The organism is Paraburkholderia sediminicola (assembly GCF_046027355.1).
Taxonomy (GTDB): Bacteria; Pseudomonadota; Gammaproteobacteria; order Burkholderiales; family Burkholderiaceae; genus Paraburkholderia; species Paraburkholderia sediminicola_B.
In genome coordinates this window covers 25,160-41,932 of the sequence record NZ_JAQQEK010000007.1, presented here as the reverse complement: position 1 = coordinate 41,932, position 16,773 = coordinate 25,160, and the positions used below count along the sequence as shown (strand labels likewise).

Annotated in this window: 14 protein-coding genes, 1 tRNA gene and 1 pseudogene; 13 read left to right on the top strand and 3 right to left on the bottom strand. The window is 64.3% G+C overall.

All coding sequences use genetic code 11. From position 1 onward, the window contains the following. Positions 1-59 precede the first annotated feature (59 nt). Positions 60-1,376 (bottom strand): putative hydroxymethylpyrimidine transporter CytX, encoded by a 1,317-nt coding sequence (cytX, locus tag PQR42_RS14000; protein ID WP_408385490.1) that lies wholly within the window; start codon positions 1,374-1,376, stop codon positions 60-62. Between the two features lie 304 nt (positions 1,377-1,680). Between cytX and PQR42_RS13995 the strand changes: the two genes are divergently transcribed. The 7 genes from PQR42_RS13995 to PQR42_RS13965 all read left to right on the top strand — a co-directional run bounded on the left by PQR42_RS13995 (position 1,681) and on the right by PQR42_RS13965 (position 8,945). After that, entirely contained in the window at positions 1,681-2,994 is a 1,314-nt protein-coding gene (locus tag PQR42_RS13995; protein ID WP_408385492.1) for a replication-associated recombination protein A, read from the top strand. A gap of 103 nt (positions 2,995-3,097) precedes the next feature. Further along, positions 3,098-4,393 (top strand): serine--tRNA ligase, encoded by a 1,296-nt coding sequence (serS, locus tag PQR42_RS13990; RefSeq protein ID WP_408493653.1) that lies wholly within the window; start codon positions 3,098-3,100, stop codon positions 4,391-4,393. Positions 4,394-4,554: 161 nt separating this feature from the next. After that, positions 4,555-4,644, top strand: a tRNA-Ser gene (locus PQR42_RS13985). Between the two features lie 398 nt (positions 4,645-5,042). Continuing rightward, the gene (locus PQR42_RS13980) at positions 5,043-6,344 is read left to right on the top strand and encodes an NAD(P)/FAD-dependent oxidoreductase (protein ID WP_408385496.1); all 1,302 of its coding nucleotides are present in this window, start codon (positions 5,043-5,045) and stop codon (positions 6,342-6,344) included. Next, positions 6,341-7,204 carry a DUF1365 domain-containing protein gene (locus PQR42_RS13975; protein WP_408385498.1) on the top strand — a complete coding sequence of 288 codons (864 nt, stop codon included), beginning with the start codon at positions 6,341-6,343 and terminating at the stop codon, positions 7,202-7,204. Before PQR42_RS13980 ends, PQR42_RS13975 begins: the two co-directional genes overlap by 4 nt. A gap of 12 nt (positions 7,205-7,216) precedes the next feature. Then, positions 7,217-8,428, top strand: a complete 1,212-nt coding sequence (locus PQR42_RS13970) for a class I SAM-dependent methyltransferase (RefSeq protein ID WP_408385500.1) — start codon at positions 7,217-7,219, stop codon at positions 8,426-8,428. Between the two features lies 1 nt (position 8,429). Then, a complete protein-coding gene (locus PQR42_RS13965; RefSeq protein ID WP_408210025.1) occupies positions 8,430-8,945 on the top strand; it encodes a chalcone isomerase family protein in 516 nt (171 codons plus the stop codon). A gap of 125 nt (positions 8,946-9,070) precedes the next feature. On the opposite strand, the gene PQR42_RS13960 is transcribed toward PQR42_RS13965, so the two are convergent. Further along, the gene (locus PQR42_RS13960; RefSeq protein ID WP_408385502.1) at positions 9,071-10,132 is read right to left on the bottom strand and encodes an alpha/beta hydrolase; all 1,062 of its coding nucleotides are present in this window, start codon (positions 10,130-10,132) and stop codon (positions 9,071-9,073) included. A 364-nt stretch (positions 10,133-10,496) separates the two neighbouring features. Between PQR42_RS13960 and map the strand changes: the two genes are divergently transcribed. The 6 genes and pseudogenes from map to PQR42_RS13930 all read left to right on the top strand — a co-directional run bounded on the left by map (position 10,497) and on the right by PQR42_RS13930 (position 14,887). Beyond that, positions 10,497-11,282, top strand: coding sequence for a type I methionyl aminopeptidase (gene map / locus PQR42_RS13955; RefSeq protein ID WP_408385504.1), 786 nt, complete (start codon positions 10,497-10,499; stop codon positions 11,280-11,282). 198 nt (positions 11,283-11,480) lie between these two features. Then, positions 11,481-12,014, top strand: coding sequence for a GNAT family N-acetyltransferase (locus tag PQR42_RS13950; protein ID WP_408210032.1), 534 nt, complete (start codon positions 11,481-11,483; stop codon positions 12,012-12,014). A 222-nt stretch (positions 12,015-12,236) separates the two neighbouring features. After that, entirely contained in the window at positions 12,237-13,085 is an 849-nt protein-coding gene (gene minC, locus PQR42_RS13945) for a septum site-determining protein MinC (protein WP_408385506.1), read from the top strand. A gap of 102 nt (positions 13,086-13,187) precedes the next feature. Next, positions 13,188-14,003, top strand: a complete 816-nt coding sequence (gene minD, locus PQR42_RS13940; RefSeq protein ID WP_063495093.1) for a septum site-determining protein MinD — start codon at positions 13,188-13,190, stop codon at positions 14,001-14,003. A 14-nt stretch (positions 14,004-14,017) separates the two neighbouring features. Beyond that, entirely contained in the window at positions 14,018-14,272 is a 255-nt protein-coding gene (gene minE / locus PQR42_RS13935; protein WP_091796304.1) for a cell division topological specificity factor MinE, read from the top strand. Positions 14,273-14,576: 304 nt separating this feature from the next. Beyond that, positions 14,577-14,887: pseudogene (locus PQR42_RS13930) on the top strand (YXWGXW repeat-containing protein). 248 nt (positions 14,888-15,135) lie between these two features. On the opposite strand, the gene PQR42_RS13925 reads toward PQR42_RS13930, so the two are convergent. Next, the gene (locus PQR42_RS13925; protein ID WP_408210040.1) at positions 15,136-16,710 is read right to left on the bottom strand and encodes a chloride channel protein; all 1,575 of its coding nucleotides are present in this window, start codon (positions 16,708-16,710) and stop codon (positions 15,136-15,138) included. Positions 16,711-16,773 lie beyond the last annotated feature (63 nt).

The window sequence follows — 16,773 nt, the reverse complement described above, 5'->3', positions numbered from 1 at the left end:
AGGCCTGCATTTGCAGGCCTTTTCGCGTTTCTGGCTTCCGGATGAGACTCGCTCAAGCCTCAGGCATACGCCGTCTTGCGCGTCGACACGAACATCAGATAACACACTGCGCCGATCACCAGCGCGGGCAGCGTCGCGCCGAGATTCGGCAGCCATTGATTGATCGCCTGATACGCGACGATGCCGATGGCCCACGCAAGGAACGCGCTCAGATGCCAGCCGCCCGAGAAGCCATAACGGCCGCGCACGTCGGCGAGCGCGGCGGTTTCGATACGGCGCTTGCGCACGATGAAGTGATCCACCAGCACCACACCGAACAGCGGCGCGAACACCGAGCCGATCAGCAGCAGGAAGTTCTGATACTTCGCCATCGGCACGGCCACGGCGATCAGCGTGCACAGCGCGCCGAACGCCGCCGACAACAGAGGTACGCTGCCACGCGCCCAGACCGTGCCGGTCGACACCGCCGCCGAGTGGATATCGGCGAAGGCGTTGTCGACTTCGTCGATCAGGATCAGCAGCAAGGCGAGGCCGCCGCCGGCTTGCGCCAGCGCGCCCGTGAGCAGCGCGTCGCCGCCGCCCGCCGCGAGGCCGTAGATCGCGCCGAGCGCGTAAAACCAGATGTTGGCGATGCCGTAGCCAAGCAGCGTGCCGCGGAACGTTTCGCCGGGGCGCCGGCCGAAGCGCGTGTAGTCGGCGATCAGCGGCAACCATGACAGCGGCATGGCCACCACCAGATCGATCGCGCCTCCGAACGACATCTCACCCGTGCCCGGGCGGCGCATCAGCGCGGCCAGATCGTGCTTGGCGAGCAGATTCCACGTGAGCCACGCCGCGCCCGCGAGCAGCAGCCAGATGCCCCACGTGCGCAGAAAGCGCCGCACGAACGAGAGCGGGCCGCTGATCGCCAGCAGCGTCGCGAGTAAGCCGAAGATCACGGTCCAGATGAGCGGCATGGAGAGGCCGAAGGCCTGTTTGGCGAGGGCGTCGGCGGAATCGCGCATCACGATCACCTCGAACGAGCCCCAGCCGACCAGTTGCACCGCGTTCAGCACGGCGGGCACCGACGCGCCGCGCACGCCGAGCGTCGGCCGCAGCGACGACATCGCCGCGAGCCCCGTATCCGTGCCGATGACGCCGGCCAGCGCCAGCAGCACCACGCCGATCACGCTCCCGATCACGATGGCGAGCAACGCATGCGGCAGCGACAGCCCCGGCACCAGCAGCGCGCCCGCTTGCGCGACCAGCAGGCCGATGCCGAGCGAGAACCAGAGCGCGAACGCGTCGCCGGTGCGGAACGCGCGGCGCGCGTCGGGCACCGGCGTGAGCGGTGCGTAGGTGGAACCGGCGTCGCCGGCGAGTGGATCTTGTGCCATCTGGTCTTGTCCCTGTTGGTGTTGCTTGCCAACTCGTTTGGCAATTTACCTGCGAAGTTGCGTCGGCGGTTGCGTTTGCTGCTTTGTCCTGGCTTGCGTACTCAGTCGCGTCTTCATTGCCGGATTTTCTCTCAGGCTAAGCCGCCCGAGTCGTCCCGGCGCGCCGCGCGGCCTTCGTCCGGGCGCCGTCACTGTCATAATGCAGGACGTTGCCCGCACTTTCGCGTGCTGGCGTGGCTCACCGGCAGTACGCCGCCTTCACACGGACCGCGTCCGGAAAAGCCGAGATTATCCCCAAAACGTCATGTTTGAAGAAACCCGTGCCAATGTTCCGCTCGCCGAACGCCTGCGGCCCCGCAATATCGACGAAGTGATCGGCCAGAAGCACCTGCTCGGCCCGAACAAGCCGCTGCGGGTCGCGTTCGAATCCGGCGAAGCCCATTCGATGATCCTGTGGGGTCCGCCCGGCGTCGGTAAAACCACGCTCGCCCGGCTCATGGCCGATGCGTTTCATGCCGAGTTCATCGCGCTGTCCGCCGTGCTCTCGGGCGTGAAGGATATCCGCGAGGCCGTCGAGACCGCGCAGATTCATCGCGCGAACGGGCATCAGACGCTCGTGTTCGTCGACGAAGTGCATCGCTTCAACAAGAGTCAGCAAGACGCGTTCTTGCCGCACGTCGAGTCGGGACTGTTCGTGTTCGTCGGCGCGACGACCGAGAATCCGTCGTTCGAGGTGAATAGCGCTTTGCTCTCGCGTGCCGCCGTCTATGTGCTGAAAAGCCTGACCGACGAAGAGCAGCGCGAGCTGCTCGAGCGCGCACAGCAGGAACTCGGCGGCCTCACGTTCACCGAGGAAGCCCGCGACGCGCTGATCGGTTCCGCCGACGGCGACGGCCGCAAGCTGCTGAACAACCTCGAAATCGTCGCCCGGGCGGCTTCGCAGCAAAAGACCACCGAGATCGACGGCGCCTTGCTCGGCAGCGCTTTGGCAGAAAATCTGCGCCGCTTCGACAAAGGCGGCGACGCATTCTACGACCAGATCAGCGCGCTCCATAAATCGGTGCGCGGCAGCAGCCCGGACGGCGCGCTGTACTGGTTCTGCCGCATGCTCGACGGCGGCGCGGACCCGCGTTATCTGGCGCGCCGCATCGTGCGCATGGCGTGGGAAGACATCGGTCTCGCCGATCCGCGCGCCGCGCGCATCGCGCTCGACGCCGCCGAAACCTACGAGCGCCTCGGCACACCCGAGGGCGAGTTGGCGTTGGCGCAGGCCATCATTTATCTGGCGGTCGCGCCGAAGTCGAACGCCGGGTACAACGCGTATAACGAGGCGCGCCGCTTCGTGAGCAAGGATCAGTCGCGCGGCGTGCCGGTGCATCTGCGCAACGCGCCGACCAAGCTGATGAAGGAACTCGGCTACGGTCACGAGTACCGCTACGCGCACGATGAACCCGATGCCTACGCGGCCGGCGAGACCTATTTGCCGGAGAACATGCGCGATCCACATTGGTACGAGCCGACGCCGCGCGGTCTCGAAGGAAAGATCGGCGACAAGATGGCGCGGCTGGCCGAGCTCGACGCGCAGTGGCGCAGCGAGAACAAGCCGAAGAAGGGTTGAGGTTTTGCGGCGGCATCCGCACGCCTTCACCATCTAACGCACCGGCCGCCCGCGCCGGTGCGCTAAAATCCCACCTTCATACAACGAACACCCGCCCCATTCCATGCTCGACATTCAGCTGCTGCGCAAAGACCTCGACGGCGTCGCCAAACGCCTCGCCGACCGCGGCTATACCCTCGACGTGGCGGCCTTCGCCGCGCTCGAAGCGGAACGCCGCGATACCCAGACCCGTACCGAAGAGATGCAGGCGCGCCGCAACAGCCTGTCGAAGCAGATCGGCGCGATGAAAGGCAAGGGCGAGGACACGTCGGCGGTGATGGCCGAGGTGGGCGGTATCGGCGACGAAATGAAGGCGTCGGCGGCCAAGCTCGACGAGATCCAGAAGCGTCTGTCGGACCTGCTGCTCGGCGTGCCGAACCTGCCGCACGAAAGCGTGCCGATGGGCGATGACGAAACCGGCAACGTCGAAGTGCGCCGCTGGGGCACGCCGCGCCAGTTCGACTTCGAGGTGAAGGATCACGTCGACGTCGGCGCGCCGCTCGGGCTCGACTTCGAGACCGGCGCGAAGCTCTCGGGCGCGCGTTTCACCATGCTGCGCGGCCAGATTGCGCGGCTGCATCGCGCACTCGCACAGTTCATGATCGACACGCATACGCAGCAGCATGGCTATACGGAGATCTACACGCCGTACATCGTGAATCCGGAAATTCTGTACGGCACCGGCCAACTGCCGAAATTCGCCGACGACATGTTCCGTGTCGAGAAGGGCGGTGACGAGAACACGGTCACGCAGTATCTGATCTCCACGTCGGAGATTTCGCTGACGAACACGGTGCGCGACAGCATCCTCGAAGCGGACGCGTTGCCGGTCAAGCTGACCGCGCATTCGCCGTGTTTCCGCTCGGAAGCGGGCTCGTATGGCCGCGACACGCGCGGTCTGATCCGGCAGCATCAGTTCGACAAGGTCGAGATGGTGCAGATCGTCGCGCCGGAAGCATCGTACGACGCGCTGGAGGAGATGGTCGGCCACGCTGAGGCGATTCTGCAGAAGCTGGAATTGCCGTACCGCGTGATCACGCTGTGCACGGGCGACATGGGCTTCTCGGCGGCCAAGACGTACGACCTGGAAGTGTGGGTGCCGGCGCAGAATACGTATCGCGAAATTTCGAGCTGCTCGAACACGGAGTCGTTCCAGGCTCGCCGTATGCAGGCGCGTTATCGCAATGCGCAGGGCAAGCCGGAGCTGGTGCACACGCTGAACGGTTCGGGTCTGGCCGTGGGCCGTACGCTGGTGGCGGTGCTCGAGAACTTCCAGAACGCCGATGGTTCGGTCACCGTGCCTGCAGCGTTGCGTCCGTACCTCAGCGGCGTGGAGCGGCTGGAATTGCCGGCTGCCTGATTGGAGCGCGGCTGGTCGCCGTTGTCGTTTCCAAGTCTCTTTGAAAAATTTTTGTCGAGGGGCTTGGAAATCGAATTCAGCTGTTTTATAATCTTTTTCTCCCAAGCAACGACCCGCTTGGATCTGACGTAGCAGCCTTATCGCTACCCGTTGGAAGACCCGGAAAGGTGGCAGAGTGGTCGAATGCGCTGGACTCGAAATCCAGTGTACCTTTAGGGGTACCGTGAGTTCGAATCTCACCCTTTCCGCCAATTTGGAAAACAGGCCCTTCGGGGCCTGTTTTCGTTTCTACCTGCGCGTTTGGAAATTCTCGTGGCGATCGATCAATGTATCGAGCCGTTGACCGCAGCGAGAGCACCCGCAGCTACCTCATCAGCTTCGTTTCGCGGTCGCCGCGCGATCAATCGCACCGCCAACATTCCGCGATACCAACTTCACATCGATCTCGGCCCATTGCTCCGACTGACAGCGTAACGACTCACTGCTCATTGTCGGCCGCAGACCAGTCGCCAAACTGAATCGACTCCGCGATCGCGGCCAAACGCATCCATTCCCTTCCTCGCTGCGTAAATCCCCTCAAGGACGCGCAACCCCCGCCACTGCCACGCCCCACTAACCAACCGCGCGTCCCCGACCAGGAGACGCGCCCATGCCCCATTCCGCACCGACCTCACCCCTACCGCGCGGCTCGCGGGTCGCGGTCATCGGCGCCGGGATCTCGGGTCTTGCCAGCGCCTATCTGCTGGCGCGCACCCATCGGGTCACGCTGTTCGAATCGGCCGGCTACCTGGGCGGCCATACCAACACAGTGGACGTCACGCTCGACGGCCACACGCATCCCGTCGACACCGGCTTCCTGGTGTTCAACGACCGCACCTATCCGAACCTGATCGCGCTGTTCGCCGAACTGGGCGTGCGGTCGCATCCGAGCGACATGACCTTCTCGGTCTCGCTCGACGACGGCCGCCTCGAATGGGCCGGCACCAGTCTGAACACGGTGTTCGCGCAGCGCCGCAACCTGTTTTCGCCGACCTTCATCGGCATGCTGCGCGACATCGTGCGTTTTAACGGCAGCGCGCAACGCAACCTCGAACTGGCGATTCAAACGCGCGCGTCGATGGGCGAGTTGCTGACCGAAGGCGGCTACGGCGGCGCATTCCAGCGTCAATATTTGTTGCCGATGGCCGCCGCGATCTGGTCGAGCGCCACCACCGACATCCTCGCGTTCCCCGCCACCACCTTCTTGCGCTTCTGCCTGAACCACGCGCTGCTGCAGGTGAATCGCCGGCCGCAGTGGAAGACCGTGGTCGGCGGCGGCCGGGAGTACGTACAGCGCATTGCAAGCACGCTCGACGACGTCCGCATCGGCACGGCAGTACGCGGCGTGCGGCGCGGCGCCGACGGCGTCGACGTGTTCACTGACACCGGCACCGAGCGCTTCGACGCGCTGGTGCTCACCACTCACGCGCCGACCACGCTGCGCCTGCTGGAAGACGCCGATCGGGACGAGCGCGGCGTGCTCGCGGCGGTGCGCTATCAACCGAACGTCGCGGTGCTGCATACGGATACGAATCTGCTGCCGCGTCGCCGACGCGTGTGGTCGGCGTGGAATTACCTGGGCAGCCGCGGTATCGACGGCATGCATCCGGTGTGCGTCAGTTATCTGGTTAATCAGTTGCAGCCGCTGCCATTCAGCACGCCGCTCGTCGTCACGCTCAACCCGGTGACCCAGCCGGCGCCGGGCACCGAACTGCGCCGCTTCATCTACGATCATCCGCTGTTCGATCTGGCCGCCATCGACGCGCAGTATCGTCTGCCTTCACTGCAAGGCAAGCGCCGCACGTGGTTCGCGGGCGCGTGGACGGGCTATGGTTTTCACGAGGATGGTCTGAAATCGGCGCTGCGCGTCGCCGCCGATTTCGACGCATCGCCGGCATGGGCCAGGCTATGAAACCGCCGAGCGACAGTGATAGCGACACGTCCGCCACGGTTCCGGCAGCCTGGCTTCTGACCGGCAAGGTGATGCACGAGCGACAGCGGCCAAAACATCATCGCTTCACATATCCGGTGTTTTGCGTGCGATGCGACCTGGATCGACTGGCCTCGCTCGACAGCGCCTGGTTCGGCATCGACCGTTGGCGGCCGCTCAGTGTGTATCGACGCGACCACGGTCCGCGCGACGGCAGCGGCCTCGCCACATGGATGCGCGAGCAACTATCGGCCGCGGGCATTGAAGAAGCAAACGGCCGGATCTGGCTGCAAGCTTTCCCACGCGTGTTCGGTTATGCGTTCAATCCGGTCAGTTTCTGGTTCTGTCACGACCGCGACGGCCAACTGCGCGCGCTGCTGGCCGAAGTGCGCAACACATTCGGCGAGCGCCACAGCTATCTGCTGAGCGCAAACGACAACGCGCCGATCACCGCGAATACGCGGCTCATGTGCCGCAAAGTGTTGCACGTGTCGCCGTTTTGCCGTGTGGAAGGCGGCTACACCTTCCGCGTCAAGGAAGCGTGCAACAGCGCGTCGGTCTCGATCGATTATCACGACGCCGACGGTCTGTTGATCCGCACCGCTCTGGGCGGCCGCCTGACGCCGCTAACACGTGCGAGCGCACTCGCCGCGCTGCTGCGTCAGCCGCTGTTGACCGTTGGCGTCGTCGCGAGAATTCACTGGCAGGCCTTGCGCCTTGCTCTCAAGAAAGCGCCGTTTTACGGCGAGCATCCCGCGCCGGCCCGCACCGCCGACGTGCCCACCGACCACGCCGCAGCCGGCCAACCATCCGCCGCCGCGCGCCCCATTTCGTCCGATTGAGGAGATTCAGCCATGGCGCTTTCAAGAACCCTGAGCGGACACCAAACCGCCTCCGCGTCAGGCCGTCTGTTTCTCTCCTTGCTCGAGCGGATCCAGGTGGGGCATCTGATCCTGCTCACGCCCGACGGTCAACAACGCGTGTTCGGCGATCCGCACGCGGCGCCCGGCGCACGCCTGGAATTGCGTGACTGGCGCGCGTGCGGCGCGATTCTGCGCAAAGGCGATATCGGTTTCGCGGACGCGTGGCGCTCCTTCTGGGTCGATACGCCCGATCTGGCCGCGCTGCTGCGCGTGGCGATCCGCAACGAGCGTGCGCTGCAACGCACGGTGTACGGCGGCTGGCTCGCGCAACTCTGGTACGGGCTGCGTCATAAACTGAGGCCCAACACGCGTTCGGGCAGCCGGCGCAACATTCACGCGCATTACGACATCGGCAACGCGTTTTACGCGCAGTGGCTCGACACGACCTTCACCTATTCGAGCGCGGTGTTCGACGGCAATTTCCATCAATCACTCGAAGACGCGCAGCGTGCGAAATATCAACGGATCATCGATACGCTCGGTTTGCGCGAAGGCATGCACGTGCTCGAAATCGGCTGCGGGTGGGGCGGTTTTGCGCTGCACGCGGCGCGTCTGGGCATCCACGTGCATGGCGTGACGATCTCGCCGGTACAACTCGAATTCGCCCAACAGCGCGTGAACGAAGCAGGCCTGAGCGATCGCGTGCAACTCGAATTGCGCGACTACCGCAGCTTGACCGGTCAGTATGACAGCATCGTATCGATCGAAATGTTCGAGGCCGTCGGCGAAAAATTCTGGCCGACGTACTTTCGCATTCTGCGCGAACGTCTGCGGCCGGGCGCTCACGCGCTGGTGCAAACCATCACGATCGACGACTCGCACTTTGCCGCTTATCGCGCAACGAGCGACTTCATCCGCGAGTACATTTTTCCTGGCGGCATGTTGCCGAGTCCGCAGCGTTTCGCGGACGCGGCGCGGCGCGGCAAGCTCGCGACGCGCACGTCGCTCGCGTTCGGCCGCGATTACGCGGAGACCTTGCGCCGCTGGCGCGGCGCGTTCGAAGCGCAACTCGACACGATCCGCACGCAAGGTTTCGACGAGATTTTCGTGCGGACGTGGCGGCTGTATCTGGCGTATTGCGAAGCCGGCTTCGACGAAGGACGCACGGACGTGATGCAGTTCGTGCTCTCGAAGTCCGACTAACATGCGCGCGTTCGCGGCTCTCGCGCTGATGTTGTGGGCAAGCGCCGCCTGTGCCGATTGGCGCGGCGACCTGCAGTCCGCGCAACTCGTCGGCGAAGGCGATTTCAGCGTGTTCGGCTTTCGGCTCTATCGCGCGCAGATGTGGAGCGAACGCGTGCCGGTCGATTACGACGAACGCTTCGCGCTGCACATCGTCTACGCGCGCGGCATCAAGCGCGAGCGCCTCGCGGACACCGGTATCAGCGAGATCAAGCGTCTGGCGGATGCGCCGATTCCGGCCGACACGCTGGAACGCTGGCGCGCGGACATGTTGCAGGCGTTCGTGGATGTCGGTCCCGGCGATCAGTTGAGTGCGGTGTATCTACCGGACAAAGGCGTGCGTTTCTATGTCGGCGACCGTATGACCGGTGAGTTCGACGATCTCGCGTTCGCGCGCGCGTTCTTCGGCATCTGGCTCGATCCGTCGACGCGCGCGCCTACTTTACGCAAGCAATTGCTGGGCACGGCGACGCGGTAGTTCGTGGCGCGTTGCGCCACCTTGCTGTTGGTCACCGGATCGAGCACCGGAACCTGGGGCGCGCCACGAACCGGCAGCATCGCCCGCAAGCCCGCCGTCGCTGTGCGGCTGCGTTGCAGCGGTGTTTATTCGTTGTGGCCCAGGTTGCTTTGCTTCCGGCAATCGGTGTCGGCGGCGGACGCCGAACCGTCACACGACGCAGTAGCTGCCTTCGCGCGCTGCCGGCGCATCTGATAAACGTTGCCCTGCGCATCGGAAGAGGCAGGCAACGATTGCACACCACCCGCACCGTCACACGAACGCCGCGCTTCATTGTTCGCCTGCGCATCGATAAACGCGCTTGCATCATCGAGCACCGGTGCGAAGCCGCGCAACGGCCCGGCAAACGCGCCCACCAGCAGCGCGTGCCCGACGCGCGGATAGTGCTTCACTTCGACATCCGCGTCGCCCGATGCACGCAGTTTCGCCGCTAGCCTATCGGTGTTGCCAGGATCGACGGTTGTATCGCGCTGGCCTGCGGCGAGGAACATCGGCGGCTCGTCGCCAACGACAAAGTCGATCGGCTGACTCGCGGCGCGCAACGCGGGCGGGAAAATTTCCTCGAGCGTGGCGTCGTGCAACGGCAAAAAATCATAGGGACCAGCCAGGCCGATCACGCCGCTGATGTCGCTTTTGCTTATCTGCTGCGCGGCGAGATAGCGGCCGTCGGTGGCGAGCAGCATCACGATATGCGCGCCCGCCGAATGTCCCATCAGGAAGATTCGCGACGGGTCGCCGCCGAACTCGGCCGCGTGATCGCGTGCCCAGCGCACGGCCGTGGCCGCATCGTCGACGAAGCCGGGGAAGGCGGTGTCGGGCCACGTCCGATAGTCCGGCAGCACGGCGATGAAGCCGCGCGAGGCCAAGGCAGCGCCGACGAACAGATAGCTGCTGCGCGAACCGCTCTGCCAACTGCCGCCGTAGAAGAACACCACGACCGGGCGGCCCTGTGAAGAAGCGGCTGACGGCGCGTCGCCGGTGGGCACGTACACGTCGAGTTTCTGGCGCGGCGCGTTGCCATAAGCAACGCCGTTCTCGGCGCGGAAATGCTTGTGCGATACGGCGGCGTTGAGCACGCCGGCGGCGCTGCAGCCGCCGAGAGCGGCGAGCGCCAGCGCGGCGGTCAAGGTAAGCAGGCGTCGAGGCATGAGAGTCGGGTCCGTCCGAAGAGAGGCTTCCGAACCATGTACGCGTGAACCGCACGAGCGGATGCAGACGCGATGTGCTTCGATCGAATGCATCAATAAGTCATGCTGATTTGTCGCCGGACTCCGACAGGGCCATGCTCCTCAAATGGTTCGCATGCCGATGCCGCGGACATCTGCTTCTCACGCGACGCGACGACCCAAAAACGCGGACGCAAAGAAGCCTCCATTCTTCCGGAAAACGTCGCCACGAAATCCCCGGCGCGGCGAGTCTAGCGCGGCTCGCGGAGGCTCGGCGGCGATCCTCTGTACAATTGGCCGATCGATTGAACATCGACCTCCCATTCGACCCACATCGACCGAATTCATGGCCATTACCTACAAGACTCCCGACGACATCGCCAAGCTGCGCATTTCCGGCCGCCTCGCGGCCGACGTGCTGGCGATGATCGGCGAGCACGTCAAGGCCGGTGTCTCCACCGACGAACTGGACGCACTGTGCAACGACTACATTGTCAACACGCAAAAGTCGATTCCGGCAAATGTCGGCTATTTGGGTTTTCCGAAGACGGTCTGCACCTCGGTCAACTCGGTGGTGTGCCACGGCATTCCGAATCGCGGCGAGATCCTGAAGGACGGCGACATCATCAATATCGACGTCGCGATCATCAAGGACGGCTACTTCGGCGACACGAGCCGCATGTATTGCGTCGGCCAGCCGAGCACGGTGGCGCGCCAGCTGATCGACACAACCTATGAAGCAATGCTCGCCGGCATCCGCGAAGTGAAGCCGGGCGCCACGCTCGGCGATGTGGGCCATGCGATTCAGCAGGTCGCGCAGCGCGACGGCTTCTCGATCGTGCGCGACTATTGCGGGCACGGCATCGGCAAGGTCTACCACGAAGACCCGCAAGTGCTGCACTACGGCCAGCCGGGGCAGGGCGTGCGTCTGAAGCCGGGCATGGTCTTCACGATCGAGCCGATGATCAACGCCGGCCGCGCCGGCACCGCGGTCCAGCGCGACGGCTGGACCGTTGTCACCAAGGACCGTTCGTTGTCGGCGCAATGGGAACACATGATCGCGGTGACCGACGACGGCTATGAACTGCTGACACCATGGCCGGACGGCACCGGTAGCTACGAAGCGCCATGACCATGCGTGGCGCGTACTGCGTCCGGCCACATGCGTCGGGGGCGGCCGCGCGACATGCTGCTGAGTCTGGATACGCTCCATATGTACCCTCCCAAGGAGATTCCTGCGGCGCGTGCCACATTCCGGTAAAGAATGATTTGACTCTCGCGCCGGTTCGGTTAAAGCTACGCCTTAGGGTTTCAAGGGGTTTTCGTCTGCATGAGTCCGTCATTGACCGTTCGCCGTATCGCCGCTGATCAGGGCGCTGTTTTCCGCGAACTCCGTACTGCGTCGCTGCGGGAGGCGCCCTATGCCTTCGGCGCCACGCTCGAGGACGCGTTGTCGGCCGACGCCGCCAGTTTCGATGCCACCGCCGCGGATCACGCGGTTTCCTTCACCGTCACCGCCTTCATCCTCTACACCGAGGGCCATCCAGCGGGACTGATCGAAGCGCACTTCGACGACACCGCGGCGCGCCGCGCATTCGTCTGCGAACTGTGGGTGGCGCCGGCCGTGCGTCATCTGCGGGGTGGCGAGCTGCTGGTCGACTCGGCCGCCGCGTGGCTCTCAAATGAAGGCGCCACGGAAATCTATGCGTGGGTCGCCGACGCCAACCGCAATGCCATGCGCTTTTACGAGGCGCTCGGCTTCGGTCCGACGGGCGAACACCGCCGCGTCATGCGTGCGCCGGATCAGGCCGAAAGCCTGCTGGTGCGCCACGTGCCGACCACGTCCCAGGTATTTCAGCAGTGATCTCGCGAGCGGCGCAACAGTCTGCCGCTCGATTCCCTTCCGCGTCTCTTCAGGGTCTGTCGCCGGGTCATCGGCACGACGCGCGGCCTGAATGGCCACGGCGAGGCCGTCGCGTTGCCTGTGCAGGGCCGCGTCGTCATCGCCGCGGCCCGTTCTCCCGGCAAAAAAGCTGGCCGCGCGCGTCGACGCCTGTAAAATACGCAAAATTTTTTGCCGAACGCTATGTCGCCCAAGAAATCGCCCTTTTTCGAACTTCGCAGCGGCTCTGTCGACACGCTCCTGTTCGTGGTCAAGACAACCGACCTCGACGCCATGCGTGCCGAACTGACCCGGCGCTTCGAGGCGACCCCCGAATTTTTCGCTAACGACGTCGTCGCAATCGACGTGCGCCGTCTCGCCGAGAACGAACGCGTGCCGCTCGCCGACATCGCGCAACTGCTCGACAGCGTGCGCATGCGCCCGGTCGGCGTGGTCGCCAACGCGCAGCAAGCGTGGGCGGCGGAGTCGCAGTTGCCGCTGCTCGAAGCTCGCGACCGCCGTGGCGCCACTAACGCCGCCAAGTCCGGAGACGAAGACAGCGCCGCCGCAGCGGCGCCGGTCGTCACCGCCGCCACGGCTGCGCCGCCGACCGATCTGTTCGAGCTCGCCGCCGCCACGCCGGAAAGCGGCACGCCGGCCACGGCCGCCGCCGTCGAGCCCGCTCCCGCCGCGGAGCCGGTGCGGCTCGCCACGTCGTCGCAAACCATGGTGGTCGACAAGCCGCTGCGCTCCGGCCAGCGCATTTACGCCAAGGGCGACCTGGTCGTGCTCGGCCTCGTGAGCTACGGCGCGGAAGTGATCGCGGAAGGCAACATCCATATTTACGCGCCGCTGCGCGGCCGGGCGTTGGCCGGCGTGCAAGGCAATCACGACGCGCGCATTTTCTGCACGTGTCTCGAGCCGGAACTCATCTCGATCGCAGGCATCTATCGAACGACTGAGAACCCTTTGCCGGCGGATGTCCTCGGCAAGCCGGTGCAGATCTGGCTCGAAGAAGAAAAGTTGATGATCGAACCGCTGCGGCTCACCTAAGCGACGTGAAGCGCGCTGCCTCAATCAATTCCGGCACGCTGCGTTTCACGGCAAATATGGCCGCACATAATTGACGAATTTGACGAACACAAGGTAAGGGTAATGGCAAAAATCATTGTGGTGACTTCGGGCAAGGGTGGCGTGGGCAAGACGACCACGAGCGCGAGTTTTGCATCGGCCCTCGCACTGCGTGGCAGCAAAACCGCCGTGATCGACTTCGACGTCGGCCTGCGTAACCTCGACCTCATCATGGGTTGTGAACGCCGCGTGGTGTATGACCTGATCAATGTGATCCAGGGCGAAGCCAATCTGAACCAGGCGCTCATCAAGGACAAGAAGTGCGAGAACCTCTTTATCCTCCCGGCCTCGCAGACGCGTGATAAAGACGCCCTGACGATGGAAGGCGTCGAGAAGGTCATCAACGACCTGATCGCGATGGACTTCGAATTCATCGTCTGCGATTCGCCGGCCGGTATCGAATCGGGCGCGCTGCTCGCCATGCATTTCGCCGACGAAGCGCTGATCGTGACGAATCCGGAAGTCTCGTCGGTGCGCGACTCGGACCGCATTCTGGGCATCCTGTCGTCGAAGACCAAGCGCGCAATCGAAAGCAAGGAACCGATCAAGGAACACCTGCTGATCACCCGCTACAACCCCAAGCGCGTCAGCGAAGGCGAAATGCTGTCGCTGACCGATATCCAGGAAATCCTGCGCATCGATCTGATCGGCGTGATTCCGGAATCGGAAGCGGTGCTGCACGCATCGAACCAGGGCTTGCCGGCGGTGCACCTGGACGGCACCGATGTGGCCGAAGCCTATAAAGACGTCGTGTCGCGTTTCCTCGGCGAGCAGAAGTCGCTTCGCTTTACCGACTACCAGAAGCCCGGGCTGCTGCAGCGCCTCTTCGGCACCAAGTAAGGGGAGCGCACGTAATGTCGATTCTTTCGTTTTTGCTGGGCGAGAAGAAGAAGTCCGCATCGGTAGCGAAGGAGCGCCTGCAGTTGATCATCGCGCATGAGCGCGCCGGCGGCCATGCGCCTGCCGATTATCTGCCTGCGTTGCAACGCGAACTGGTGGCCGTGATCTCGAAGTATGTGAAGATTTCCAATGACGATATTCGCGTGAGTCTCGAACGTCAGGACGATCTCGAAGTGCTCGAGGTCAAGATCGAAATACCGCAGGCCTGATCGCTCAAGGTCTGTTTCCTCTCGCGGCCGGTTTCTTATGACGTGCTGCGCGCTTCGCTGCGTTGCGTCGAGATGACGTGATGCAGTGTGGCGCGATTGCGTTGCTCTGTTGTGCCTCTTCGTTATTCCGACTTCCCCTGTGTTCGTGCGCGCGTGCGTGGGCTTTCTCGCGCGTGTCGGCCGCGCGTCGAAATAATCCGTTGCACTTCAGCGTGTGGCGTTACACGGCCACGGTCAGCCGCTTCGTTCCCTCGCGCATTAAACGGATAACGCCGCCTTCGGTGTTCACCTACAGAGGGGAAACATGAACAAGACCTTTCGTTTGCTGCTTGCCAACACCGTATTGATCGCTGCCGGCGCAGCCGCCGTGGCATCGGCTTCGGCCGCGGAAGTCGTCGTGATCGCGCCGTCCGCGCCGCCGCCGGTGCGCTACGAAGCCGTGCCGGCGCCGCGCGTCGGCTACGTGTGGGATCACGGTCATTGGCGCTGGGATCACGGCCGCTATGTGTGGGTTGGCGGTCACTGGCAAGCCGAACGTGTCGGCTATCACTGGTGCCGGGCCACTGGGTCGCGCACGGCCCGAACTATCACTGGGTTCAAGGCCACTGGGCGTAACGCCACAGGCTCACACAGTACGCGGCACGGCGTGGTGAATACCGCGCTTGCCGCTCCTTCCATTTCGACAAGCACAGACAAACGCAGTCGCCGCGCACGCATTCGGCGAAGCGCTCGCCTGCGCGCGCTTCAGGAAACCATGTGATGCAAAAGAATCTGCTTCTGATCGCCGTGCTGGCGGTCATGCTGGCCGGCTGTGTCGTCGTGCCGGCGCGGCCGGTGTATCTGCGTGCGCCAGCCGTCGTCGTTTACTGACGCGGTGCGCCGCCGTCGGCGTCTTCGGCGGACGGCTCGCCATCGACTCGCGCAGCGGCCGGACCGGGCGTGTCGAGTTGCGGAGCGCTGCCACCGGCGTTTACAGCAGGCTCGCTGTCGGCTTTCTCTACAACCGGACCGGGCGCGTCGACTTGCGGAGCGCCACTGCCGGCATCCGCGCTGGGCGGCTCACCGTCAGCTTGCACCGCGGCCGGATCCGGCGCTTCGACTTCCGGCACTTCCGGTGTTGGCGCGGGCGCGGGCTGCGGCAGCGGCGCCATATAGCGCGCCGCCAGCGACTCATACAGCGGCGGCGCGAACAGCCGCGACACGCGGCTCGAAATCAACGCGGTGGCCATCAGCGAGATCACCAATGCGTGTCCGTTGATCATCTCCATCACGATCACGAAGGAGGTGATCGGCGACTGCGTGACGGCGGCCAGATAGCCGACCATGCCGAGCGCGATCAGCATCGGCAGATCCATCGAGCGGAATACTCTGTGCAGCAGATCGCCGAAACCCGCGCCGATCGACAGCGACGGCGCGAAGATGCCGCCCGGAATGCCCGGCAGATACGAGCCGACCATGGAGATCATTTTCATGAACGGATAGAACACCGACAACTGCTCGTGCCCGTCGAGCAAGCCGCGCGCTTCCGCGTAGCCGCTGCCGAAGGTCGTGCCGCCCGAAATCAGGCCGACCACCGCGATCACCAACCCGCACAGCGCGGCGAACGCAACCGGCCGCTCGCTGTGCAACTGATGCAGCGGCGCCGGAATCCAGCGCGCGGTATTCAGCAGCAGCCAGCCGAACAAACCGCCCGCGAGGCCGGTGACGATCGCCGTGAGCAGCACCGCGAGCGCCAGCACATTAGGAAAGTGCGCGCCGATCTGAATGGTGCCGAAATAGGTGTAGTTGCCATTGATGCCGAGTGCGATCACGCCGGCGATGATGATCGCGGTGATCAGCACGCCGCTCGCGCGCGCCTCGAAGCTGCGCGTCAATTCCTCGATTGCGAAGACGATGCCGGCGAGCGGCGTATTGAACGCCGCGGACAAACCCGCCGCCGCGCCGGCCAGCACCAGTTGCCGCTCGATCAGCGCGTTCGAGCGTGGATAGAGCCGCCGCAGATTGAACATCAGTGCGGCGCCGACCTGCACGGTCGGTCCTTCGCGGCCGATCGTCAAGCCGCCGAGAATCGCCAGAAACGACACGACGATCTTGCCGAACAGAATTCGAAACGACAGCAGCCGCGCGCCGTATTCGCTGGGTTTCGAGTGAAGGGTGGCGATGACCTGCGGAATACCGCTGCCTTCGGCGCCGCGGAAGAATTTGCGCGTGAGCCAGACGGCGAGCGCGGCGACCGCGGGCGTGATGATCAAGGGCGCCCACACATGCCGTTGCTGCACGGAGCGGAACTCGCCGTAGCCCCAGTCGATCAGTCTCGCGTACAGCACCGCGACGAGCCCGACCGCAATCGCGCCGAGCCAGAAGATGCCATATTGGCGCCAGAGTCGCCTCGCGCGTCGAACGATGGCGGAAGATCGGAGCGGGTTGGGCCGGGACATGAGCGAATGCTGGCGCAAAGGCTGCAGTATAAGGCGCGCCGGGTCCATAAACCGGTATGAAAG